This is a genomic window from Catellatospora chokoriensis, assembly GCF_011297315.1.
GTDB classification, from domain to species: Bacteria; Actinomycetota; Actinomycetes; order Mycobacteriales; family Micromonosporaceae; genus Catellatospora; species Catellatospora citrea.
Genome location: NZ_JAAOTI010000014.1, coordinates 157345 through 180839 on the forward strand (window position 1 = coordinate 157345; position 23495 = coordinate 180839).

The window sequence follows — 23495 nt, forward strand, 5'->3', positions numbered from 1 at the left end:
GTCTGTCGTGGCAAACAAGTCTTCCAAGCGCAGCAGCGCCGGCGTCCTGAACAAGCTGTCCCACGTCGCGCTGGCCGTCTGGGCCATCCTGATCATCTATCCGCTGGTCTTCACGTTCCTGGCCGCGTTCAAGAGCAACACCGAGATCTTCATCGGCAACCCGTTCGCGCTGCCGAGCCACTGGGACTTCGCGTCGTTCGGCCGGGCCTGGACCGAGGCGAAGGTCGGCACGTACTTCCTGAACAGCCTGATCGTGGTGACCTGCTCGACGTTCGGCACCATGCTGCTGGGCGCGATGGCCGCCTACGTGCTGGCCCGCTACGAGTTCATCGGCAACAGGTTCATCTACTTCCTGTTCATCGCGGGCCTGGCCTTCCCGGTGTACCTGGCGCTCACCCCGCTCTACATCGTGGTCCAGGAACTCGGCCTGCTCGGCACGCACACCGGCCTGATCCTGGTGTACATCGCCTACTCGCTGCCCTTCACCGTCTTCTTCCTGGCCGCCTTCTTCAAGACACTGCCCAACGCGGTGGCCGAAGCGGCGATGATCGACGGCGCCTCGCACACCAAGCTGTTCTTCCGCGTGATGATGCCCATGGCCAAGCCCGGCCTGATCAGCATCACCATCTTCAACATCATCGGCCAGTGGAACCAGTACGTCCTGCCGGTCTCGCTGCTCCCCGGCGGTGCCGAGGGCCAGGAGAAGTGGCTGCTCACACAGGGCATCGCCAACATCTCGACCGCCGCCGGCTACCAGGCCGACTGGCCCGCCCTCTTCGCCGCGCTGAGCATCGCCATCATCCCGATGATCATCGTCTACACCATCTTCCAGCGCCAGATCCAGTCCGGCCTCACCGCCGGCGCCGTGAAGTAACCCCCCCCGTCGCACCACCACCCCGCCCGTCAAGATCGCGACGATCTTGCTTGAGCTGTGGGGATGACACGCTCTATTCGGGCGTATCCCCAACAGTTCGCGCAAGATCGTCGCGATCTTTGTCAGTAGGGGCGGGCGACGGTGCAGTAGGCGTAGAGGTGGGTTTGGGGTTGGGTGTCGACGGTGGGGAGGGCGGGTTCCCAGAGGTCGGTGACCAGGTCCTCGACGGTGAAGCCGTGGCGGTTCAGGAGGTGCTTCAGGGCTTCTCGGGGGTATGCGGTCAGGGGGACGCGGGTGCCGAGGAAGTCGCGCATGAGGTGGTCCGAGTCGCCCTCGACCATGCCCAGGGCGAAGTAGCCGGTGTGGTCGAGGACGTGGTGGATGTCGTCGAGGGCCTTGTCGATGTCGGCCCGGGACAGCATGAGCAGCGAGAAGAAGGCGACCACGCCGTCGAAGCGCTGCTGGGTCGGGTGCAGGCCGTCCAGGTCGAACAGGTCGCGCTCCACGAAGATGGCCTCGGGCACGGTGTTGCGGGCAAGTTCGAGCATCACGGGCGAGGTGTCGATGCCGACGACGTGGCAGCCGCCGTCGATGAGCTGGCGGGCGGTCGGGGTGCCGGAGCCGCAGCCGACGTCGAGCACCAGCGGGCGCTGCCGGTCGGAGAGCCGTTCCAGCAGCCACCGGCCCGCGGCGAGCTGGCCCGGCCGATCCGCGAAGGCCTCGCTGTAGGTCGCGCCGATCCGGTCGAACACGGGCCTGGATTCGGTCATGACTTCTATATAGCCGCATCCCGCCGGGCCCGGAGCTGATTCGGGATGTCCGCCCCGACCAGCACAATGGGCGGCGTGACGGTGATCGCGGTGGTGGCGGACGGCAGCGGCGGCGGTCGGCTGCGCCCGCTGGACGCCGCGGGCGAGCCCAGCGGGCCCGAGGAAGCCGTGGCCGACCTCGCCGCGGCCGTCGCCTCCCGCGAACAGGACGGCGGACCGCGCTGGCTGTGGGGGTCGACGGAGCAGGTCTACGGGCCGCTGCTGCCCGCGGGGGTGCGGGTGCGCCGCTGCCACGACGTCGAGCTGGCCGAGGTGCTGCTGCTCGGGCACGCCGGGCGCTACGGCGAGCCCCGCTCGGCCGCCGCCGCGTACGCCCGGCTGACCGGTGCGCCGGTGCCCGCCGATCACGCCGCCCGGCCCGCCCAGCCGCCGGGAGACCTGCAGGGCACCCTGTTCGGCGACACGCCCGCCCCGGTCGCCGTGCCGGACGGGGTGGACCCGCTGGCGGCGCTGGCCGCGGTGTATCGCGACCAGCTCGCCCGCACCGCCGCCGTCGAGCACCCGGCGCGGATGCGGCTGCTGGTCGCGGCCGAGTCGGCCAGCGCGCTGATCGCCGCTGAGATGGGGCACACCGGCCTGCCCTGGCAGGCCCGCGCGCACGACGAGATCCTGGTCGGCCTGCTGGGTGAGCCGTCCCCGGTGGGCGGGCCGCCGCGGCGGCTCGCGGAGCTGTCGGGCCGGATCGCCGAGCTGCTGAACGCGCCCGGCCTGCACCCCGACTCGCCCGCCGAGCTGCGCAAGGCGCTGCGCCGGGCCGGGATCGAGGTGCCCAACACCCGGTCCTGGGTGCTGCGCGCGGTCGACCACCCGGTCATCGAGGTGCTGCTGGAGTACAAGGAGCTCTACCGGATCTGGACCGCGCACGGCTGGAGCTGGCGGGAGCAGTGGGTGCAGCAGGGGCGCTTCCGGCCCGCGTACGTGCCGGGCGGGGTGGTCACCGGGCGCTGGGCCACCCGGGGCGGGGGAGCGCTGCAGATCCCCAAGGCGGTGCGCGGCGCGGCCCGTGCCGATCCCGGCTGGCGGCTCGTCGTGGCCGACGCCGGGCAGCTGGAGCCGCGCATCCTCGCCGCGGTGTCCGGTGACGCCGGGCTGGCCCGTGCCGCGGCCGCGGGCGACCTCTACGCGGTGCTGGCCGCCGAGGCGTTCAAGGGCGACCGGGCGGCGGCGAAACTGGCCCTGCTCGGTGCGATGTACGGCCAGACCGGCGGCGCGGCCGCACCAGCGATCGCGGCGCTGCGCGGCAGCTACCCCAAGGCCTGGGCGTACGTCGAGGCGGCCGCGCGCACCGGGGAGACGGGCGGCCTGGTGCGCTCCTGGCTGGGCCGCACCTGCCCGCCGTCGGCGCTGGAGTCGTCGTGGGCCGACGAGGGCGCGTCGGGCCGCTCGCGGGGCCGGTTCACCCGCAACTTCGTCATCCAGGCCACCGCGGCCGAGTGGGCTGCCTCGCTGCTGGCCACGCTGCGCGCCCGGCTCTGGGACACCCGTGCCGAGCTGGTCTTCTTCCAGCACGACGAGGTCATCGTGCACTGCCCGGACGACGAGGCCGACGTCGTGGTGGCGGCCCTTGCGGCCGGCGCGAAAGCAACGGGCGAGCTGCTGTTCGGCAGCTCGCCCGTGCGGTTCCCGCTCACGGTCGCCGTCGTCGACTCCTACGGCGACGCGAAGTGAACCTGGTCAGACCTCGATGTCGAAGCGCTTGAGCAGCGCCGGGGCCAGCAGGCCCGCACCCGCGACCAGCGAGATCACCGTGAAGACGGTGCGCAGCACGGTGGTCTCCACCTTGCTGCCGGCCTCGATCGCGAAGGTGTCCGGCAGGCCGATCATGCGCCACATGCGCCGCCCGGTCGGGATCGGCCACAGGATCGGCACCCCGGCCCGGGTCACGATGTCGCCCATCAGGTGCACGATGCAGCCGACCCCCACCGCCAGGCCGATCATCGGATACCCGCGGTTCTCGCTGGGCAGGAAGTTGAACGCGAAGTAGGCCGCGGCGCCCGAGGTCAGCGTCACGATGACCCAGCCGGCCCGGTCGGCCCACTTGTCGAACAGCCCGCGCAGCGCGAAGCCGAACATGAAGAACAGGATGCCGATCACCGCCCACCGGCCGTACCTGGTGCACAGCCAGATCGAGCCGAAGCCCATCAGGGCCGCGAACGGCAGCGTGTGGGTCAGCGTGCGGTGGCCGTTGTGCCGGTCGGGGTCCTTGCTCAACTTGGTGGCCGTGTACACGCCGACCGAGATCTTCTCGATGACCTCGGCGACGAACAGCGAGGCCACGCCGAAGCTGCGGGAGACGGTCGAGCCGCCCTGGCCCTTGGTCACCTTGCCGGACATGTCCAGATCGGGCAGCAGCGCCCCGCCCGCGCACACCGCGGCGCCGACCGCGATGGTCGTGGCCGACTGGGGGTAGTCGAAGAACTGCGCGGCCACCCAGGACCCGGCCAGCCACGTGGCCGCGCCGGACAGCGCGTGCTGTGGACCCATCATGATGTTTGATTCCTCCCCTGACCACCACAACGTCGCGTTGCGATCAACGTCGCACACTGTGTCAAACAAGGGCGTCCGGATGCAATCGGCCGGATCTCCATAGCAGACGGTGGCGGTGGCGTCACGTAGGGCGGCGCGTCGTGCCGTATGTTTGCCTGCCGGATACGCCCAGCTCATCGCGCAGGGCGTTCTCCGTCAGCGGATACGGGTGGTGCGGGTCGAGGCGTTCGGGCGTTGTCGGATCCCCGTCATCGTCGATCGGCAGGCCGACCGCCACCCGTTCCCGGTCGGGCACCGGCACCCAGCCGTCGCCGTCCCACATCAGGTCGTCGCGGCTGTGCGCACCCGGGTGGTCGTGCCCGGCCAGGTCGTCCCAGACGTGCGCCAGCTCGTGGTAGAGCACCACGACCGGCGGCGCGCCGCCCGGCAGGCCCTGGAAACCCGGCTCGTACGAGATGACGTGCCGGTCGGCGTCCCCGTCCACGCCCGCGAAGCCGTTGGCGGCCCCGGCCGGCAGCTCCCGGATCTCCAGGGTGTCCGGTGCGTCGCCGGGCAGCCAGCCGTCGCTGCCGGCCAGCGCCGTGTCCAGCTCGGCCAGCATGCGCCGCCCGGTAGCCGACGCCCGCAGCAGGTCCAGATCGGAAACGACGCGCTCGGCGAACTCCGGGGTGCCGGTGACCGTGATCCCGGCGCCTGCCGCGGTCTGCGGTGCGGCGTGCGACGACTCGGCCTCGGTGGCGGGATCGGCCAGGTCGCGGTAGGCGCGGTCGAAGCCGCCCGCGCCGTCCAGGAGGTCCGCCTGCGCGCCGCCGGTGAGCACGTCGTCGCCGTCCCCGCCGGACAGCAGGTCGCGGCCGCGGCCGCCGGACAGGTGGTCGCGTCCCGTGCCGCCGTGCAGGGTGTCGTCGCCGCTCAGGCCGTACACGGTGTCGTCGCCCGGACCGCCGTCGGCCATGTCGGCCCCGGCCCCGGCGTCGAGGTAGTCCCGGCCGTCACCGCCCAGCAGCAGGTCGTCGCCGTCGCGGCCGAGCAGCGTGTCCCCGCCGCCCGCGCCGTGCAGCAGCTTCCCGCCGTCGATCCGGTCGTCGCCCGCGCCCGCGAGCACGCTGACCGAGGCCGCCACGGCCGGGTCGACGCGCACCCGGTCCTCGCCGGCCCCGGTGCGCACCACCAGCCGCCCGTCCGGGACCGCGGCCACCGTCACGCCGCCGACCAGCACCAGCGGGCGGCCGGCGGCGTCGACGGTGACCACCACGTCGTCGTCGTGCGCGCCGGTGCTCACCAGGGTGACACCGCCGCCGCGCACCACCACCGGCTCCGACGGCTCCGGTGTCGGCGGCGGCGCGGCAGGCGGGAACCCTCCGGCCAGCTCCTGCCAGCCCGCCGTGACGGCGGCGAGGGCGGCCTCGGCCTGGCGGGTCGCGGCGGCCAGGTCGCCGCGCAGGTCGCTCGCCTCGGCGGCGGCCGCGTGCACCCGGGCGGCGTGCGCCGGGCCGGGCGCGAGGAACAGGACCCGGTCCGGGCCGCCCCGGCAGGGCACGGCGGCGGTGACCCGGGCCAGCGACTCGTCCAGGTGCCGCTGCACCGACGTCAGCCGCCCGGCGAGGACCTCCAGCGCGAGCGCCGCCCGCCGGGCCAGCTCCGCCGCGAGCGCGGCCCCGGCGGCCAGCCGCCTGCGGGAGTCCTCGTAGGCCGTCGCGTCGGCGCCGGTCCACGCCGCGCTCGCGGCGGTGGCCGCGGCCAGCCCGTCGGCGGTGTCGGCGGCCAGCGCCGCGCAGGACCGCCAGCGCTGTGCCGCCGCCAGCAGCGGCGCCTCGCGCACCGGCAGCGACCACAGCGGCGGCAGCGCGATGACGAACTCGACCGCAGCGTCGGCCGGCGCGTCCGGCCTCACCGCGCACCGGCCGGAGCGCCGGACCCCGGCGGGCTGGCCGCAGCGCCGGACGGCACGCCTGCGCACCGGCCCGGAACGCCGTGCCCCTGCGCGCTTGTGGCAGGGCGCTGCGGCGTGCTGGCCTTCATCGGGCACCCGGTCGGCGGGTCACCACATGCCCCGGGGGCGGCGGGGGTCGCGGACGCGGTCGAGGTCGGCGGCCGACTGCTCCTCCGTGCGCCGGTGGGTGGCCGCGACCAGGTAGAGCCGGTCGGCGTCGGTGAGCAGGCCGTCAGCGAGCGCGGCGAGCGCGTGTTCGGCCGCCCGCACCGTGGCCAGGTGGGCCGTCGTGATGGCCGCGTCCATTCCGGAGGGACGCTCCGGTGGCGGCAGCGGGGCCCGGTGCAGGGCCTCGGCCAGGGATTCCAGGTCCGCCGCCAGCCGCAGGGTCTGCGGGGGCTCGCCGGTCAGCTGCGTCACGCATCGAGAGTGGCAGCGCGTGGGGGACGGCACAACGCCCCCCACGCGATCTGTGGATAACTCCGCCTCAGGCGACCGCCGCCGGGGTGAAGATGCCGGTCACCAGCTCGGTGAGCAGCTCCGGGCCGTGCTCGGTGAGCACCGACTCGGGGTGGAACTGCACGCCGGCGAAACCCGGACCGCGCAGCGCGTGCACGAACCCGGTGCCGTCCTCGCGGGACAGTTGCAGGTCGCCGTACGCGGTGGACAGGGTGTCGGCGGGGGCGACCGCGGTGAAGGTGGAGTAGAAGCCCACCCGGCGGGTCACCCCGAACAGGTCGATGTCACACGGCAGGCCCTGGTAGGGCACGTCGCGGCGGTGCATCGGCAGGCCGAGGCGGCGGCTGAGCACCTGGTGGCCCAGGCACACGCCGAGCAGCGGCGCGTGGCGGGACAGCCGCTCCTCCACGACCCTGCCCAGGGTCGCCACCCGGGGGTCGGTGTCGTCGCCCGGATCGCCGGGCCCCGGTCCGGCCACCACCAGGTCGTACGAGCTGAGTCCGCCCAGTGCCGTGGTGGGCTGGACGGTGACCCGCATGCCCAGCGAGCGCAGCACGTGCCCGAGCATGCCGGTGAAGGTGTCCTCCGCGTCGACGATCAGCGCGGTGCGGCCCGCCAGCGGGCCGGTCACCGGCTCGGCGGCGCGCTCGGCCAGCCAGAACCGCGACAGCCGCTCGTTGCGGGCCAGCAGCGTGGCGCGTACCGCCGGGTTGGCGGCCAGTTCCTTGATGTCGGCGGCGGAGTGCGTGTCCGGCGCGGTGCGCAGGCCCAGCGCGGTGAGCACGCCGCCCGCCTTGGCGTGGGTCTCGGCGACCTCGCCGTCCGGGGTGGAGTCGCGCACCAGCGTCGCGCCCGCCTTGACCGCGATGGTCCCGTCGGCGGCGATGTCGGCGCAGCGGAACAGGATCGGCGCGTCCAGCGTCTGCCGACCGTCGTTGTCGCGGCCCAGCAGCGCCAGCACCCCGGCGTAGTAGGCGCGGCCGGAGGTCTCGTAGCGGGCGATGACGCGGGCGGCGTTCTCGATGGGGCTGCCGGTCAGCGTCGGGGCGAACATGGTCTCCCGCAGCACGTCGCGCACGTCCAGGTCGGTGCGCCCGGCCAGCAGGTATTCGGTGTGGGTGAGGTGGGTCATGTGCTTGAGGTACGGGCCGAGCACCTGGCCGCCCTGCTGGGCGACCACCGCCATCATCTTGAGCTCCTCGTCGAGCACCATCGACAGCTCGTTGATCTCCTTGCGGTCGCTGAGAAAGCTCAGCAGCGTCTCGCGCCCGTCCGGGCCCGGCGCGAGGTCGCGGTGGCGCAGCGTGCCGGAGATCGGGTTCATCATGACCAGGCCGTCGTCGACGCTGACGTGCCGTTCCGGGGAGGCGCCGACGAGCGTGCGGCCGCCTTCACCAGGCAGGTGGACCAGGAACGACCAGTACACGCCCCGCTCACCCGAGATCAGGCGGCGCAGTGCGGCCCCGGCCAGCAGACGGGGGTCGGCGTCGGTGTGCGCGCGGGCGGTGCGGTGGATCACGAAGTTGGATCCGGCGCCGTGGCCGATCTCGTCGCGCAGCACGGCGGAGACCAGTTCCCGGTAGGCCGCGTCGTCGATGTCGAAGCCGAGGTCGGTCACGTCGGGCACGGTGTCCGGGAGGGCGGCCAGGGCCTCGGCCAGCGGGATGCGGTCGTACGACTCGACGGTCAGGCAGGCCAGCGGGGTGCCGTCGTCGATGCGGTCGAAGCCGCGCTCGACGAGCTGGCGGTAAGGGACCAGGGCGAGCGTGCGCGGGCCGGCTTCGTCGCCGTCCGCGTGCTCGGGCAGGGGGATGTCGGCCAGCCGTGCCACGGTGGACAGCGGACCTCGCAGCACCTCGAGGTGCTCGGAACCTTCGCGTCGCAACAGCGCGAACGGGCCCGGGTCGGGCGCGCCGAGCAGGTCGTGGAGCAGGTTCATCGATGGTCTCCCGGTTCGGGTGGGCCGTGCGCCGGGCGACCGAAAAAGCAAAGGCCGCCTCGTCGAGGCGGCCGCGGTGTGGGTATGCCTACCCGCGCGTGTCGATGGCCGCCGGTCGGGCGCGCCACCACAGGTTGCGGGTGGAAGTCATGGCGGTAACGCTACCGGCGACTGGCGCGACTGTCCAGAAACCTCACCGGGTCGGTTGTCACATTCGCGCTCGCCTATCCACTTTTCGCTGTGTGACGGGTAACATACCGCGAGTCACCAGTGGTGGCGGTGGTTCAGCCGAGGCAGGGGAGGGGCCGGTGGCGGGGGACGTTCGTGAGCAGTGGGCGGCAACCCGTCTCGCGTCCGCGTTCACCCTGCCTTTGCTCGCCTTCGCGATGGCGGCGTGCGCGCTGCTGGGCTGGGCCGTGGCCGAGGCCTTGCAGCTGCGGGACGCGGCCGCGCTCGGGGTCGACGGTGCCGCGCACGGCGCGGACGTGGCCTGGCGATGGGTGGCCGTGATCGCGGTCGGCCCGGTGCTGGCCTTCGGCTTGCTGATCCGCCTCGTCGTCGCCGTGCGATGGGAGCTGCTGGCCGCCGCCGACCGGCTGCGCCGCGACGCGCTGGCCCTGGCCGACGAGCTTCCGGTGACCTTCGAGCGGCTGCGCACCGGCAACGGCGAGGCGCCCGCCGCGGAGGTGTACGGACCTCCCAGCGAGGCGACGTCCGCGGCCGACGGGTTCGCCGCGGCCGGGGAGGCATTGTCGGCGGTCCGGGACAGCGTGGTCGCGCTCGCGCTGCGCCAGGCGCGCTCCCGGCGTGCCGTCAACGGGATCTTCACGAACCTGGCCCGGCGTTCGCAGATCCTGGTGGAGCGGCAGTTGCGCCTGCTCGACGAGATGGAGCGCGACGAACGCGACCCCGACCGGCTGGCGGCGCTGTTCAAACTGGACCACCTGGCCGCCCGGCTGCGCCGCAACGACGAGAACCTGCTGGTGCTCGCCGGGGCCGAGCCGCGCCGGCGGTGGCGTGAGGGTGTGCCGCTCGCGGCGCTGGCGCTGGCCGCGCTCTCCGAGATCGAGCATTATGAACGGGTGCGCGCCGACGTCGACGACTCGTTGTACATCGCCGGGCACGCCGCTGCCGACATCGGTCACCTGCTGGCCGAGCTGCTGGACAACGCCACCGCCTTCTCCGCGCCGGACACCGCGGTGCGGGTGAGCGCGCACGTCGCGCCCGGCGGTGCGCTGGTCGAGATCGTGGACGAGGGCATCGGCCTGAGCGAACGCGCGCTCGCCGAGGCGAACGCGCTGCTGGCCGTGCCCGCCGAGGTCGACGTGGCGTCCAGCGAACGGATGGGGCTGGTGGTGGTGAGCCACCTGGCGGCCCGGCACGGCGTGCGGGTGGGCCTGTCGCTGTGCCCGGACCGCGGTGTGCGCGCGGCCGTCGAGCTGCCCGCCGCGCTGCTGGCCGAGCCCGCGGACTCACCGGTCCGGCCCGGGCCACCCGCTGCCGGGCCGGCCCGCCCGGCCACCGTCGAACCGCCGAGCGCACCGCGGCGCCGGCGCGAGCCCGACCCGGCGGCCACGGCCGCCACGCTGACCCGGCTGTACGAGGGCGTACGCCGTGGGCAGGCCGGCGACGGCCCGGCGGCACCGCCGGCGGCACCGGACGACATCAAGGGGGAGCCATGACCACTGCGACGCTCAGCAAGCCGGCCCAGGACCTCAACTGGCTGGTGGCCGGATTCGCCGACCGGGTGCCGGGCGCGCGCCACGCGATCGTGGCGTCCTCGGACGGCCTGGTGGTCGCGGTCTCCGCGAACCTGGACCGGGCCACCGCCGACCAGCTGGCCGCGGTCACCTCCGGCCTGATCGGCATCGCGGGCTGCGTGGCGCAGCTGTCCGACGGCGACGAGGTGCGCCAGACCGTGATCGAGATGGGGCGGGGCTACTTCCTCACCATGGCGATCCGGGACGGCTCGGTGCTGGCGGTGGTCGCCGCCGCCGACGCCGACCTGGGCGTGGTCGGCTTCGAGATGGCGCGGCTGGCCAAGCAGACCGGGGAGATCCTCACCCCGGCCCTGCGCGCCGAGCTGCAACGCGCCCTGCCGCGCTGACCGGCGGCCGGGACATCGCAACGCGCTGCTGAGCCTCAGCTGTTGCGCTTGGCGAGCTTCTCCAACTCGTCGAGCAGCTTCTGCACCGGTTCGTAGGCCTCCTTGGCGTCACCCTCGGCGTCGGCGGCCCAGCCCTCGACCTTCTTCTGCAGGTTCTCGGCGCGACGGCGCGCCTCGTCCCAGTCGCCCTGGAGCATCTTCCCCGAGATGTTCTTGAGCCCGTTCTCCAGCTCGGCCTTCTGCTTCGGCGTGATCACCTCGGTGTCGCGCAGCTTCTGCACGGCGTCGTCGAGGTCGGAGATCAGCTTCACGACCTGGAACGGCCCGGCCCGCTCGGGGGTGGGGCTGGGCTTGGGTGCCGCCGTGGTGCGGGCGGGCCGGTTCGGCGTCCGGGTCGGGGTGGCGTTCGCGGGGTCCAGCGGTTCCCGCAGCGCCGACATGATCAGGAGCACGCCGCTGATCATGATGATCGCCATTACCAGCGCGAGGGCCAGCAGCGGCTTGCGGCTGCGCTTCGGGCGGGCCGGGGGCGCCGCCTTGGCCCGCGGCGCGGCCTGCGCCCGGGTGGCCGGGGCGGGCACCCGGGCCGCGCCGGCGATCGAGCCGCCGGTGGGTGCGAGCAACGTCGGATTCGGGCCGGCGAGCACGGTGGCGGGCGCGGGGCCGGACACCGCGGGCACGGACAGGCCGCCCAGGGCGTGGGCGAGGTCGTCGGCGCGCGGGCGGCGCGCGGGCGAGGGGTCCACCGCGGCCGCGATCAGCGCGATGATCGCCGGGGGCACCCCGGGCAGCGCGGGCAGCGGCCGCGGGCGGGCGTGCTCGGACTCGAACTGCTCCCAGCTGTCGATGCCGTTGCGCCGCCGGCCGGTCACCATCTCGATGAGCAGCACACCCAGGGCGTACACGTCGGCGGCCGGATCGGCGGCCTTCTGGCGCAGCCGCTCCGGGGCCGCGTACGCCGGAGTGCCGATGATCAGCGTGCCGGTCGCGTCGGGCAGGCCGGTCATCGCGGCGATGCCGAAGTCGAGCACTTTCGCGCCGGTCGCGGTGATCATGATGTTGCCCGGCTTGATGTCGCGGTGCACCACGTCCCGGGAGTGCGCGGCGGCCAGCGCACCGGCGACCTGCGCGCCGATCGAGGCGGCGTGCGCCCAGGGCAGCGGCCCGCGGGCCATCAGGTCGGCCAGGGAGTCGCCGGTGAGCAGCTCCATCACCAGATACGGCTCGACGTGGCCGTCGGGGAAGGTGACCTCGCCGAAGTCGTGCACCGCGGTGATGTGCGGATGGGTGAGCTGCGCGGCCGAGCGGGCCTCGCGCAGCGCACCCGCGCGCAGGGCCGGGTCGGCGGCGGTCGGCCCGGCGAGCACCTTCACCGCCACGGGGCGGCCCAGCACGAGGTCGTGGGCCTGCCAGACCTCCGCCATGCCGCCGGAGCCGATGCGGCGATCCAGCAGGTAGCGGTCGTGCAGCTTGAGACCGGGGGTGAAGGCGGACATGGTGGACAACCGTACCGTGTCCCAGCTGCCGGTGACACCAAGCGCGGGGCAGCGTGACCTCGGTCGCCCATGGTTATATTCCTGCCTATGTCTGACTCCCCCGGACCAGGGCTCGTCCCGGTGCGCCGCCACCCGGCGGGCGCACCCGGCGACGGCGCCCTCCCCACCGACGATCTGCCCGAGTCACCCGTTTCGTCACCTGATGACGAGGCGGCGGCAGCGGAGCCGGAGCGCGGCGGGCAGGCGGCCTGGCGGCGGTGGCGGCCTTCGGTGGTCACCGGGTTCGTCGCCTGGGCGAGCGGCCTGCTGGCCTACTTCCTGGTCACCGCGGTCGCGTGGATGCCGACCGAAGGGCTGGACAGCAAGGCCGGGCCCGTCCCGACGACGTTCGCGGAGCTCATCCAGGCGTGGAACCGCTGGGACACCGAGTGGTACCTGATCATCGCGGACTCCGGCTACGAGTACGACTCCCGCAGCACCGCGTTCTTCCCGCTCTACCCGATGACGGTGCGGGCGCTCAACCCGGTGCTGCCCGGCGGCACCTTCGAAGCAGGCCTCATCATCGGCGCGCTGGCCTGCCTGGCCGCACTGATCCTGGTGCACCGGCTGGCCACCGAGATGATCGGGGCCGAGGACGCCCGGCGCACCACGATTTACCTGCTGGCCTTCCCGACGGCGTTCTACCTGGTCGCCGCATACAACGAGTCGCTGTTCGTGGCGCTGGCGCTGGCCTCGCTCTACAACATGCGGCGGGGGCGCTGGTGGTGGGCGGCGATGTTCGCCGGGTACGCCAGCGCCACCCGGATGGCGGGCGTCATGCTCGGCGTGGCCTTCGGCTACGAGTACCTGCGCCAGCGCGGATTCTCGCCGGGTTCGGTCCCGCAGTGGCTGGGCGGCTTCTCCCGGCACGACGTCAGGGGCTGGCTGCGGGGAGTGCGGGTGCCCCTGCGCCGCACGTTCGGGGTGCTCGACCGGAACGTGTTCGCGGTGCTCCTGGTCCCGACCGGGCTCGCCGCATACATGCTGTTCTGCTACCTGACCTTCGGCAACGCCCTGGAGTTCCTCGACGCGCAGAAGGCCTGGTTCCGGTTCGGGTTCACCGCGCCGTGGACGGTCATCGGCGACGTCGCCGACCTGATCAGCGGCAGCGATTCGGCCTACCACCCCGACGCGATCCGCAACATCGTCAACCTGACCACGGCGCTGGTCATGCTGGCGCTGCTGGTGCTGGCCCTGGTGGGGCCCTGGAAGCTCGGGGCGGACCACGCCTACCTGGTGATCTTCGCGGCGATCATCATCCTGATGCCGCTGTCGAATCCGATCCACACCCATTACCCGCTGAGCTCGACCTGGCGGTACGCGCTGGAGTGCGCGGTGGCGTTCATGGTGCTGGCCCGGATGGGACGGAACGTGCATTTCGACCGCATCTACACCACCGTCATGTTCGCCCTGCAAGGCGCCATGATCATCGTCTTCGTGCAGAACAACTTCGTCGGCTGATGGAGCTTCCGCTCCTGGCGGGTGCGGTCGACGGCCGCATCCGCCGTGGGACCGCGTCGTACTGATGCGGGCCGCGGCCGGGCCGGGCGGTAGGGTCCTGCCGTGATCGAATCGGTGGATCTTGTCATTTTCGACTGCGACGGTGTGCTGGTGGACTCCGAGACCATCGCCATCAGGGTCGCCTCGCAGATGCTGGCCGAGCTGGGCTGGCCGCTGACCGAAGACGAGGTCCTGGAGCACTTCGTGGGCCGCTCGGCCGCCTCGATGGTGCCGGTCATCGAGCAGAAGCTGGGCCGCCCGCTGCCGCAGTGGCCGGAGATGTTCGTCGCGCGCCAGCTGGCCGCGCACGAGGCCGGCCTGGTGCCGGTGCCCGGCATCGTCGAGGCGCTCGACGCGATCACGCTGCCGACCTGCGTGGCCTCCAGCGGGCGGCACGACAAGATGCGCAACACGCTCGGGATCACCGGGCTCTACGAGCGGTTCGAAGGCCGCATCTTCTCGGCCACCGAGGTGGCGAACGGCAAGCCCGCGCCCGACCTGTTCCTGCACGCCGCGGCGCGGATGGGGGCGGACCCGGCGCGCTGCGTGGTGGTCGAGGACAGCCGGCCCGGCGTGCAGGCCGCGCGGGCGGCGGGCATGCGGGTCCTGGCGTACGCCGGGGGAGTGACGCCGGCCGATTGGCTCGAAGGCCCGGACACCGTGGTCTTCCACGACATGCGCAAGCTCCCCGGCCTGCTCGGGCTGCGCTAGGGTGCGGCGTCGTCCTTTCACGGCGGTGTAGTCCGAACGGGCGGCCGTTGTCGCGCAACGTTCATCGGGTGACGGTCTGATCTGGACATCCCGTCCCGATCGGAGGTCGACCCATGTCGCCGTTCTCCCGTCCGCGTGCCCTCGCGGCCACCGCCGCCGTCGCGGCCACGGCCGCGCTCACGCTCACGCTCACCACACCGCTCGCCCAGGCCGCCGCGCTCACCCCGAAGGTGCTCGTGGTCGGCATGGACGGGCTGAACTGGGCCAAGGTCGTCGACGCGAACGCCCCGACGCTCGACGCGCTGGCCGCCGGCGGCACCCTCGGCGAGAGCCTGCTCTACTGCAACCCGGTGGCGAACTCGTCCAGCGGGCCCGGCTGGTCCACCATCGCCACCGGCGTCATGCCCGACAAGCACGGCGTCAAGGACAACACCTTCAGCGGCAAGCAGTACGGCACGTACCCCGACTTCCTGACCCGGCTGGAGCAGGCCGACCCGGCGTACTCCACGCTGTCCGTCCTGGACTGGGCGGTGCTGCACACCCAGGGCACGTTCGGCGCGGCGATCGACACCCGGATCACCTACAACGGCGACGCCAACGGCTACGTCGGCGAGGACGTCAAGGTCACCAACGACGCGGTGAGCCAGCTTCGGAACAACGACCCCGACGCGGCCTTCGTCTACCTGGGCAACACCGACGTGGTGGCGCACTCGGTCGGCACCGGGACGGCGTACCGGACCGCGATCGAGACGCAGGACGCCCAGCTCAAGCGGATGCTCGACGCGATCGCGGCCCGGCCGACGTACGCGAGCGAGGACTGGCTGATCGTGGTCACCACCGACCACGGCCACAACAACCCGTCGGGCGGCCACGGCGGCTGCGGCGTCGACGCCGAGCGCCGCACGTTCGTGCTGGCCAAGGGCACCGGCCACGCCGCGGGCCTGCGCCCGATCGACACCCGGCTGTCCGACGTCGCCGGCACGGTGTTCGCGCACCTGGGTGTGGCGGTCAACCCGGCCTGGAACCTCGACAGCAAGCCGCTGAACGTACGCGCCACCGACCCGTTCGACGGCCTGAACGCCTCGCTGCAGACCCGCTCGCACGAGACCGGCATCCCGGCCACGGTGAAGGGCTGGACGCACACCGCTCCCGCCGGCTGGTCGGTGGACCGCTCGGCGATGCCGGCCGGCGGCGTGAACGAGTGGCGCGGCTGGTCCTTCACCAACGAGGAGTTCTGGAGCCGCACCCAGTCGTCCCAGAACCGCGAGAACGGCCTGCGGCTGCGCGGGGTGTTCGCGGTGGCCGACTCCGACGAGTTCGACGACCGCTCGGGCGGCGCGTCGTTCGACTCGACGCTGGTCTCGCCCGCGTACCCGGTGACCGCGGGCAGCACGAAGACGCTGCGCTACGTGACGCATTACCTGCAGGAGGGCGCGCAGACCGGCGACGTGCTGGTCTCCTTCAACGGCGGCGCGAACCAGCTGGTCAAGCGCTACAGCGCGGACGCCCGGGCGAAGACCGAGTCGCTGACCGTCACGGTGCCCGCCGGGGCGACCTCGATGACGGTGAAGTTCCGCTACTACAACGCGAGCAACAACTGGTACTGGGTCATCGACGATCTGCGGGTCAGCTGACCCGCGCGGCGTACCGGTCCGGCCGTTCGCTCGCCGGTCCGGTACGCCGCCTGGCTCGTTTCCCAAGGTCGATTGAGTCGTTCCTCCTGGCAGGCGCCGCGCGGGGGCGGCGCCGCGCGGGACTCCCGACGTCCTGCGGCAGTTTCGTGACGCCGCGCGGGGGCGGCGGAAGGTGTGCGACATGGTCGACCGCAGGCGGATTCTTCAGGCGACGGCGGCCGTGGGCGCCGCCACGGTGATCTCCCAACGTGCCGGGTGGGCCTGGGCGGTGGGGCAGGGCCGGGCGGGCACGCTGGACCCGACGAAGATCCGCAAGTACGTGACGCCGCTGGCGGTGCCGTCGGTGATGCCGCCCGCGCACCGGGGCGAGGACGGCCTGGCCCGCTACCTGGTCGGGGTGCGCCAGTTCCGGCAGCAGATCCTGCCGTCGAACCTGCCGCAGACCACGGTCTGGGGCTACGGCGACGTGTCGAAGCCGCGCAGCTTCCGCACCCCGTCGGACACCATCGAGGCCCGGGTGGACCGGCCGGTGCGGGTCACCTGGGTCAACGACCTGGTCGACTCGTACGGCGACTTCCGTCCGCACCTGCTGCCCGTGGACCCGACGCTGCACTGGGCGAACCCGCCGGGCGGTGACGCCGGACGCGACACCCGGCCCACGTTCACCTCGACGCCGGGGCCGTACCGGGGGCCGGTGCCGATCGTCACGCACCTGCACGGCGGCCACTCGCACGAGGAGAGCGACGGTTACCCGGAGGCGTGGTACCTGCCGAAGGCGCGCAACATCCCGGCCGGGTACGCGACCGTCGGCACCTTCTACGACGAGTTCGGGGCGGAGTTCGAGCAGCGCAACGGGGTGTCCTGGAAGCCGGGCACGGCGACGTTCCAGTACGCCAACGACCAGCGCGCCTCGACCCTGTGGTACCACGACCACTCGCTCGGCGTGACCCGCGTCAACGTGTACGCCGGACTCGCCGGGTTCTACCTGCTGCGCGGCGGCAAGAGCGACCTGCCCCCGGGCGTGCTGCCGGGCCCGGCTCCGCAGCTGGGCGACAAGCCGGGCACGCGTTACTACGAGATCCCGGTCGTGGTGCAGGACCGCTCGTTCAACGCCGACGGCTCGCTGTTCTACCCGGCCAGCCGCGCGTTCGCCGACGACGCCGGCCCGTACATCCCGGAGGGCCCGTTCCCGCCGATCTGGAACCCGGAGTTCTTCGCCAACACCATCATGGTCAACGGCAACACCTGGCCGGAGCTGGAGGTCGAGCCGCGCCGCTACCGGCTGCGCTTCCTCAACGGCTGCAACGGCCGCGTACTGATCATGAAGGTCAGCGCCAACCCGACCGCCCGCCCGGCGCAGGCAGACCTGCCCATCTGGCAGATCGGCAACGACGGCGGTTTCCTGCCCAAGCCCGCGAAGCTCCAGCAGCTGCTGATGGGCCCGGCCGAGCGCGCCGACGTCATCCTCGACTTCACCGGGCTGCGCGAGGGCACCGAGCTGTACCTCATCAACGAGGGCCCGGACGAGCCCTACAACGGCACCTTCAACCCGTCCGACCCGGCCACCACCGGCCAGGTCATGCGCTTCACCGTCGGGCGGCTGACCGGCAAGGACCGCAGCACCCCGCCCGAGGACCTCGACCTGCCCTGGATCAAGCCGATCGGCCCGGCCGACCACACCCGGCAGCTGTCGCTGGACGAGGAGCTGGGCCACGACCAGTCCATCGAGCTGATGCTCGGCACGGTCGGCCCCGACGGCCACGCCATGCCGATGCACTGGGACCACCCGATCACCGAGAACCCGAAGCTCGACGCGACCGAGATCTGGGAACTGCACAACTTCAGCCAGGACGCGCACCCCATCCACCTGCACCTGGTGCAGTTCGAGATCCTCGGCCGGGGCGTGGACGGCAAGCAGCCGCCGGAGCCGGGCGAGCGCGGCACCAAGGACACCGTGATCGCGCTGCCGGGTGAGATCACCCGGGTGAAGGCCAAGTTCGACCTGGCCGGGCAGTACGTGTGGCACTGCCACCTGCTGGAGCACGAGGACAACGAGATGATGCGGCCCTACCGGGTCGGCTGAGCCGACGCCTGGGGCGGCGCGGACCGCGTCGCCCCGGGGTCACAGCCAGCCGGAGCGGCGGAACGCGCGGTACATCGTCGACGCCACCACGAACATCAGCGCCAGCACGATCACGTAGCCGTACTTCCAGTGCAGCTCGGGCATGTAGTCGAAGTTCATGCCGTAGATGCCGGCGATCGCGGTCTGCGCGGCGGCGATGGCGGCCCAGGCCGCGATCTTGCGCATGTCGTTGTTCTGGTCCACGGACAGCTGCGCCAGCCGCGCCTGCAGGATCGAGTTGAGCAGGTCGTCGTACGTGACGATGCGCTCCACCGTGCGCAGCAGGTGGTCGTTGACGTCGCGGAAGTAGCGCCGGATCTCCTTGGGCAGCCCTTCCTTGTCGTCGATCAGCGCGGCCAGCGGGTGCTGCAGCGGGGCGACCGCCCGCTTGAACTCCATCAGCTCGCGCTTGAGCTGGTAGATCTGCGCGGCCCGGTTCTGCGACTGGGGCGCGAAGACGTGGTCCTCCAGCTCGTCGATGTCGTTCTCGAACGCGACCGCGACTTCGAGGTACGAGTCGACCAGCCGGTCGGCCACCGCGTGCGCCACCGCCCACGGGCCCTGCGCCAGCCGGTCGGGCCGCTTCTCCAGGTCGCTGCGCACCGGCGCGAGCTCGCCCGCGGGACCGTGGCGCACGCTGATGACATAGGCGTCGCCGATGAACAGCACGACGGAGCCGGTCTCCACCACGTCGCAGCTCTCGGTCAGCGTCGAGTGCTCGACATACCGCGTGGTGCGCAGCACGAACAGGGCCACGTCGGCGAAGTGCTCGATCTTGGGGCGCTGGCGGCGCGTGGTCGCCGCCTCCACCGCGAGCTCGTCGAGGCCGAAGCGCTTGGCGATGGGGGCGAAGTCTGCCTCGCTCGGCTCGTGCAGGCCCAGCCAGAGGAAGGAGCCGGGCGTCTGGCTCACGGTCGCCAGGCCGGAGTCGTAGTCGCACGCGCCCGGCCGACGTCGCCCCTCGACGTACACCGCGCAGTCGACCACGGACCGGCCCGGTGTGTCGCCGTCGTCCTCGGTGCCGGCGGGCTCCGGCGGGCGGATGCGGGAGGCGGCCTTGCGCAGTGGCGCGGCCCACGCCCAGGCGGTGCCCTGCGGTTGCGGTTCGTCGCTCATGGTCACCTCCCGGCCGGGCCCTCGCCGCGATCTTAGTCGGCTACAGGCGAAGGAACGGCTCCGCGTAGGTGAACAGTCCCCGCACCGCCGGGTCGTGCCCGGCCAGCGGCCGCGCCTGGAAGTGGTTCCCCCACTCGGCTTCCGGCGCGAGCACGCCCAGCTCCTGGGCGGGCCGGAAGCCGAACCGGCGGTAGTAGCCGGGATCGCCCAGCAGGGCCACCAGCGGTTCGCCGAGCGCGTCGGCCCCGCCCAGCACCGCGTGCATCAGCGCGCTGCCGACGCCGGCCCGCTGGTGGTCGAGGCGCACGCTGAGGGGGCCGAGGCCCAGGGCCGGGGTGTCGCCGACGCGGCCCCGGGTGCACACCACGTGCCCGACGATCTCGCCGTCGACCTCGGCGACCAGGGACAGGGCGGGCAGCCAGGCGCTGTCGGCGCGCAGCTGGTCGACCAGTCCCGGTTCGGGAGCCGGCTCGGGCGCGTACTGCGGCCCGAACGCGGCCTGGGTCACCGTGCGGATGGCGTCGACGTCGGCGGGTGTCTCGCGGCGGATGAACACAGCGGTCATAGTGCCGTATGCGACATGGGCTCGGCGGCGCCGAGGTCGCCGGGGCCGTCGACCTCGGCGCTGCCGCGCACCTGGAGCTTGCGCCGGGCCCGCTCGTAGAACGTGGTGAGCCCGAGCCGCACCACCCGGCCGGCGTCGGGCAGCGCGGTGATCGCGAGCCGGTCGCCCGGCGCCACGTAGCCGTCGACGCGCCCGTCGACCTCCACGGCGAGCCGGCCGCTGCTCGGCAGCACCTGCAGGGCCAGCTGCTCGTCGGCGGAGAGCACCAGCGCGCGGTTGAAGCTGGAGTGCGCGGCGGCAGCCGTCACCAGCACGGCCCGCACGGTGGGGGAGACGATCGGGCCACCGCTGGAGAAGGCGTACGCCGTCGATCCGGTGGGTGTGGCGACGATGACGGCGTCGGCGGCGTAGCGCACGAAGGCGTGGTCCTCGACGGTGATGGCGACCCCGGCCAGGCCGTCGCCCGGGATCCGGCACAGCGCGATGTCGTTGAACGCGGTGACCTCGTGGTCGCCGGGCAGCGTGGTGCGCACCGCCAGCCGCGACTCGATCGAGTAGTGCTGGTTGTCGATCGCGGACAGGGCCGCGGGCAGCCCGTCCACGTCGATCTCGGGCAGGAAGCCGAGCCGGCCGAGGTTGACCCCGAGCACCGGCGTGGGCCGGCCCGCACCCAGGCGCATGGTGCGCAGCATCGTCCCGTCGCCGCCCAGGCTCACCAGCAGGCTGGACCGCTCGGCGAGCTCCTGCGGGTCGACCGCGACCGCGTCGCAGAAGATGCGGTCGACCTCGTCGGGCAGGCCGAGCACGGTGACGTCGCGGCGGCGTGCCCAATCCATGATGGTGTCGATCGCGGGCACGGAGTCGCGCTGCGGATGCAGCACCAGACCCACCGTATGCACCAGCCCCACGCTGCCACTCTACGATCCACCCCCTGCCCAGGCAGCCGCTATCGCCCCGCTACCCGCCCCTTGATCGCGACGATCTTGCACGAACCGCTGGCGATCTGTCCGAACAGTGCGTGTCGTACCCACCGTCCACGCAAGATCGTCGCGATCAAGGGTTGCGGGGTTGGAGGCGGCGGGTGGGTGGGGCCGTCGTCGGGTCTTCTGGCCAGGGGTGGCGGGGGTAGCGGCCGCGTAGTTCTGCGCGGACCTGGGGGTAGCCGGTGCGCCAGAAGGAGACCAGGTCGCCGGTGACGGCGGCGGGGCGGCCGGCGGGGGAGAGCAGGTGCAGCACCACGGGCACGCGGCCGCCCGCCAGGCGGGGGGTCTGGGTCCAGCCGAAAGCCTCCTGGACCTTGACGGCCAGGACCGGGGCGGCCGGGTCCGCGTAGTCGATCCGGACCCGCGACCCGCTGGGCACCTCCAGCCGCTCCGGGGCGAGCTGGTCCAGCTGCGCCGCCTGCGCCCAGGGCAGCAGGGCGCGCAGGGCCGCGGCGACGTCCACCCGTTGCAGGTCGGCGCGGCGGCGCGCGGCGTGCAGCGCCCCGCCCAGCCACTGCCCGGCGGCGGCCAGCAGGGACTCGTCGTCGACCGCGGGCCACGGCTCGCCGAGCGCGTGCGCCAGGAACGCCAGGCGCTCGCGCAGCGCGTTCGCCTCGGGCGTCCAGCGCAGCAGCCGCAGCCCTTCCCGGCGCAGCCCTTCGGCGAGCGCCTGGGCCACCAGCTCCCGGTCGGGCCGGTCGAGCGGGCGCTCCGCCAGCACGATCGCGCCCAGCCTGGTCACCTGCCGGGCCACCACGTCCCCGTCGGACCAGGCGATCTCCGCACCGGTCACCAGCAGCGGAGCCGCCGCCTGCCGTGCGGTCGCCTCGTCGGTGGCGGCGGCCAGCCGGATCCGGGCCGAGCTGCTGCCCGGCTGCCGGTCCGCGGCGGCCACGGCCAGCCACGGCACCCCGGTCAGCGGCGAGCCCGGCGGCAGCTCGGCGGCGGTGCCCCCGGCCATCAGGTAGATCCGGCTGCCCGCACCCCGGATCCGCGCCACCCGCTCCGGGTAGGCCAGCCCGACCACCAGCGCCCCGGCCAGGTCGTCGGTCAGCCCACCCGACTCGGCCCGGTCACGTGCGGCGGACGCGCCACCGGCTCGCCCCCTGCCGTCGCGGCGAGCCGCGGTCTCCTGGCCGCCGGTGCGCAGGCTGCCGGTCAGGCGGCGGACCTCGGTGCGCCAGGCGGCGCTCGCGGCCGCGTCGACCCCGTCGCGCAGCCGCCGCCAGCCGGCGGCCAGGTCGTCGGTCCCGGTCGGAGCGTCCGCGCCGAGCAGCGCGACGACCTCGGCGGCGCGGTGCGGTCCGATTTCACCGGCGGCGTCGAGCAGCGCGCGGGCCAGGCGCGGGTGCGCGCCGACACCCGCGATGGCCCGGCCGCGCCCGGTGACCCGCCCGTCGCCGTCGAGCGCGCCCAGCGCGGTCAGCGTCTCGCGGGCCACCGCCGCGGCGGCCGCCGGAGGCGGGTCGAGCAGGGCCAGGCCCGCGCCGTCCGCACTGGACCAGCAGGCCAGCTGCAGCACGAACGCGGTCAGATCGGCCGTGGCGATCTCGGGCTCGGGGTGCTCGGGCAGCCGCTCGTGTTCGGCCTGCGACCAGCACCGGTAGACCACACCCGGCCCCTCGCGGCCGGCGCGTCCGGCGCGCTGGTGTGCCGAGGCGCGCGAGGCCCGCACCGTGACCAGCGAGCCCAGCCCGCGGCCGAGGTCGGTGCGCGGCACCCTGGCCAGGCCCGCGTCGACGACGACGCGTACGCCCGGCACGGTCAGGCTGCTCTCGGCGACCGCGGTGGCCAGCACGACGCGGCGGCGCGGTCCTGGCCGCAGCGCGGCGTCCTGGGTGCCCGCGGCCTGGCGGCCGTGCAGGCTGAGCAGGTCCACTTCGGCGCGAAGCCCCGCCAGCCGCCCGGTGACACTCTCGATCTCGCCCGCCCCGGGCAGGAACACCAGCACGTCGCCGGCGGTCTCGGCCAGCGCCTGCCGGATCACGGCGGCGACGTGGTCGAGCAGGCGCGGATCGACCCGCAGCCCGTACGGCGCGCTCACCGGGCCGGTCGGCGGCCGCCAGCGCACCTCGATCGGGTACGGCGTGCCGCCCGCCGTGACCACGGGGGTGCCCGCGCCGAGCACGGCGGCGAGCCGCTCGGCCTGCGCGGTCGCGGACGCGGCCACCAGCCGCAGGTCGGGCCGCAGCGCGGCGCGCACGTCGGTGGTGAACGCCAGGGCCAGATCGGAGTCGAGCTGGCGCTCGTGCACCTCGTCGAGCAGGATCGCGTCGACCCCGGACAGCTCCGGGTCGTGCTGCAGGCGCTGCACCAGCAGGCCGGTGGTGACCACCTCGACCCGGGTGGCCGCGCTGGTGCGGCTGTCGCCGCGCACGCTGTACCCGACGGGGCCGCCCAGCGGCGTGCCGGTGAGCTCGGCCATGCGGCGGGCCGCCGCGCGGGCGGCGACCCGGCGCGGCTCGGCGACGATCACCCGGCCGGCGACCTCGCCCGCCAGGGCCAGCGGCGCGAGCGTGGTCTTGCCGGAGCCGGGCGGCGCGACCAGCACCGCCGCGCCGGGTCCGGACAGCGCCGCGAGCAGCGCGGGCAGCGCCTCCCGCACCGGGAGGTCGGTTCCAGCCACGTCACGAAGCACCCGCCCAGTCTGCCGGACGCCCCTTCCCGCGAGACCCGGCGGTGCTGCAACCTGGCGGCGGC

Annotated in this window: 18 protein-coding genes; 8 read left to right on the forward strand and 10 right to left on the reverse strand. The window is 73.5% G+C overall.

The annotated features are described in order from the left end of the window. Positions 1–7: 7 nt before the first annotated feature. Positions 8–874 (forward strand): carbohydrate ABC transporter permease, encoded by an 867-nt coding sequence (locus HAV39_RS21985; RefSeq protein WP_191841041.1) that lies wholly within the window; start codon positions 8–10, stop codon positions 872–874. 122 nt (positions 875–996) lie between these two features. Here HAV39_RS21985 and HAV39_RS21990 read toward each other — a convergent pair whose 3' ends face one another. Next, positions 997–1644, reverse strand: coding sequence for a class I SAM-dependent DNA methyltransferase (locus HAV39_RS21990; protein WP_191841042.1), 648 nt, complete (start codon positions 1642–1644; stop codon positions 997–999). Between the two features lie 66 nt (positions 1645–1710). Here HAV39_RS21990 and HAV39_RS21995 point away from each other — a divergent pair, with 66 nt between their 5' ends. Beyond that, positions 1711–3372: a bifunctional 3'-5' exonuclease/DNA polymerase gene (locus HAV39_RS21995; protein ID WP_373311584.1), complete on the forward strand. Its 1662-nt coding sequence runs from the start codon at positions 1711–1713 to the stop codon at positions 3370–3372. A gap of 6 nt (positions 3373–3378) precedes the next feature. Here HAV39_RS21995 and HAV39_RS22000 read toward each other — a convergent pair whose 3' ends face one another. The 4 genes from HAV39_RS22000 to HAV39_RS22015 all read right to left on the reverse strand — a co-directional run bounded on the left by HAV39_RS22000 (position 3379) and on the right by HAV39_RS22015 (position 8522). Beyond that, entirely contained in the window at positions 3379–4191 is an 813-nt protein-coding gene (locus HAV39_RS22000) for a metal-dependent hydrolase (protein WP_191841044.1), read from the reverse strand. 121 nt (positions 4192–4312) lie between these two features. Further along, positions 4313–6085: a M91 family zinc metallopeptidase gene (locus HAV39_RS22005; RefSeq protein WP_191841045.1), complete on the reverse strand. Its 1773-nt coding sequence runs from the start codon at positions 6083–6085 to the stop codon at positions 4313–4315. Positions 6086–6232: 147 nt separating this feature from the next. Then, positions 6233–6544 carry a hypothetical protein gene (locus tag HAV39_RS22010; RefSeq protein ID WP_191841046.1) on the reverse strand — a complete coding sequence of 104 codons (312 nt, stop codon included), beginning with the start codon at positions 6542–6544 and terminating at the stop codon, positions 6233–6235. A 67-nt stretch (positions 6545–6611) separates the two neighbouring features. Further along, positions 6612–8522 (reverse strand): chorismate-binding protein, encoded by a 1911-nt coding sequence (locus tag HAV39_RS22015; protein ID WP_191841047.1) that lies wholly within the window; start codon positions 8520–8522, stop codon positions 6612–6614. 308 nt (positions 8523–8830) lie between these two features. Between HAV39_RS22015 and HAV39_RS22020 the strand changes: the two genes are divergently transcribed. Both HAV39_RS22020 and HAV39_RS22025 read left to right on the forward strand, forming a co-directional pair. Further along, on the forward strand, positions 8831–10204 hold the full coding sequence (locus HAV39_RS22020) for a sensor histidine kinase (RefSeq protein ID WP_191841048.1): 1374 nt from the start codon (positions 8831–8833) through the stop codon (positions 10202–10204). Next, positions 10201–10629 (forward strand): roadblock/LC7 domain-containing protein, encoded by a 429-nt coding sequence (locus tag HAV39_RS22025; protein WP_120321338.1) that lies wholly within the window; start codon positions 10201–10203, stop codon positions 10627–10629. Before HAV39_RS22020 ends, HAV39_RS22025 begins: the two co-directional genes overlap by 4 nt. A 35-nt stretch (positions 10630–10664) precedes the next feature. Here HAV39_RS22025 and HAV39_RS22030 read toward each other — a convergent pair whose 3' ends face one another. Continuing rightward, a complete protein-coding gene (locus HAV39_RS22030; protein ID WP_191841049.1) occupies positions 10665–12125 on the reverse strand; it encodes a serine/threonine-protein kinase in 1461 nt (486 codons plus the stop codon). Between the two features lie 87 nt (positions 12126–12212). Between HAV39_RS22030 and HAV39_RS22035 the strand changes: the two genes are divergently transcribed. The 4 genes from HAV39_RS22035 (at position 12213) to HAV39_RS22050 (ending at position 18092) form a co-directional block, all read left to right on the forward strand. After that, a complete protein-coding gene (locus HAV39_RS22035; RefSeq protein ID WP_191841050.1) occupies positions 12213–13625 on the forward strand; it encodes a mannosyltransferase family protein in 1413 nt (470 codons plus the stop codon). A gap of 102 nt (positions 13626–13727) precedes the next feature. Next, positions 13728–14375 (forward strand): HAD family hydrolase, encoded by a 648-nt coding sequence (locus HAV39_RS22040; protein ID WP_191841051.1) that lies wholly within the window; start codon positions 13728–13730, stop codon positions 14373–14375. Between the two features lie 113 nt (positions 14376–14488). After that, a complete protein-coding gene (locus HAV39_RS22045; protein WP_191841052.1) occupies positions 14489–16009 on the forward strand; it encodes an alkaline phosphatase family protein in 1521 nt (506 codons plus the stop codon). A 181-nt stretch (positions 16010–16190) separates the two neighbouring features. Beyond that, a complete protein-coding gene (locus tag HAV39_RS22050; RefSeq protein ID WP_191841053.1) occupies positions 16191–18092 on the forward strand; it encodes a multicopper oxidase family protein in 1902 nt (633 codons plus the stop codon). 39 nt (positions 18093–18131) lie between these two features. On the opposite strand, the gene corA is transcribed toward HAV39_RS22050, so the two are convergent. The 4 genes from corA to hrpB all read right to left on the reverse strand — a co-directional run bounded on the left by corA (position 18132) and on the right by hrpB (position 23421). Beyond that, positions 18132–19247 carry a magnesium/cobalt transporter CorA gene (gene corA / locus HAV39_RS22055; RefSeq protein WP_191841054.1) on the reverse strand — a complete coding sequence of 372 codons (1116 nt, stop codon included), beginning with the start codon at positions 19245–19247 and terminating at the stop codon, positions 18132–18134. 40 nt (positions 19248–19287) lie between these two features. Next, on the reverse strand, positions 19288–19812 hold the full coding sequence (locus tag HAV39_RS22060) for a GNAT family N-acetyltransferase (RefSeq protein ID WP_239120096.1): 525 nt from the start codon (positions 19810–19812) through the stop codon (positions 19288–19290). After that, the gene (locus tag HAV39_RS22065) at positions 19809–20720 is read right to left on the reverse strand and encodes an NAD(+)/NADH kinase (protein ID WP_203736063.1); all 912 of its coding nucleotides are present in this window, start codon (positions 20718–20720) and stop codon (positions 19809–19811) included. Before HAV39_RS22065 ends, HAV39_RS22060 begins: the two co-directional genes overlap by 4 nt. Positions 20721–20865: 145 nt before the next feature. Further along, positions 20866–23421, reverse strand: coding sequence for an ATP-dependent helicase HrpB (gene hrpB / locus HAV39_RS22070; RefSeq protein WP_373311556.1), 2556 nt, complete (start codon positions 23419–23421; stop codon positions 20866–20868). Positions 23422–23495 lie beyond the last annotated feature (74 nt).

What these genes read in the sequence shown, in the direction of transcription:
- HAV39_RS21990 (WP_191841042.1), bottom strand. Translation starts at nt 1,644, where the DNA reads ATGACCGAATCCAGGCCCGTGTTCGACCGGATCGGCGCGACCTACAGC.
- HAV39_RS21995 (WP_373311584.1), top strand. Translation starts at nt 1,711, where the DNA reads ATGGGCGGCGTGACGGTGATCGCGGTGGTGGCGGACGGCAGCGGCGGC.
- HAV39_RS22000 (WP_191841044.1), bottom strand. Translation starts at nt 4,191, where the DNA reads ATGATGGGTCCACAGCACGCGCTGTCCGGCGCGGCCACGTGGCTGGCC.
- HAV39_RS22015 (WP_191841047.1), bottom strand. Translation starts at nt 8,522, where the DNA reads ATGAACCTGCTCCACGACCTGCTCGGCGCGCCCGACCCGGGCCCGTTC.
- HAV39_RS22025 (WP_120321338.1), top strand. Translation starts at nt 10,201, where the DNA reads ATGACCACTGCGACGCTCAGCAAGCCGGCCCAGGACCTCAACTGGCTG.
- HAV39_RS22030 (WP_191841049.1), bottom strand. Translation starts at nt 12,125, where the DNA reads ATGTCCGCCTTCACCCCCGGTCTCAAGCTGCACGACCGCTACCTGCTG.
- HAV39_RS22035 (WP_191841050.1), top strand. Translation starts at nt 12,213, where the DNA reads ATGTCTGACTCCCCCGGACCAGGGCTCGTCCCGGTGCGCCGCCACCCG.
- HAV39_RS22045 (WP_191841052.1), top strand. Translation starts at nt 14,489, where the DNA reads ATGTCGCCGTTCTCCCGTCCGCGTGCCCTCGCGGCCACCGCCGCCGTC.
- HAV39_RS22050 (WP_191841053.1), top strand. Translation starts at nt 16,191, where the DNA reads ATGGTCGACCGCAGGCGGATTCTTCAGGCGACGGCGGCCGTGGGCGCC.
- corA (WP_191841054.1), bottom strand. Translation starts at nt 19,247, where the DNA reads ATGAGCGACGAACCGCAACCGCAGGGCACCGCCTGGGCGTGGGCCGCG.
- HAV39_RS22060 (WP_239120096.1), bottom strand. Translation starts at nt 19,812, where the DNA reads ATGACCGCTGTGTTCATCCGCCGCGAGACACCCGCCGACGTCGACGCC.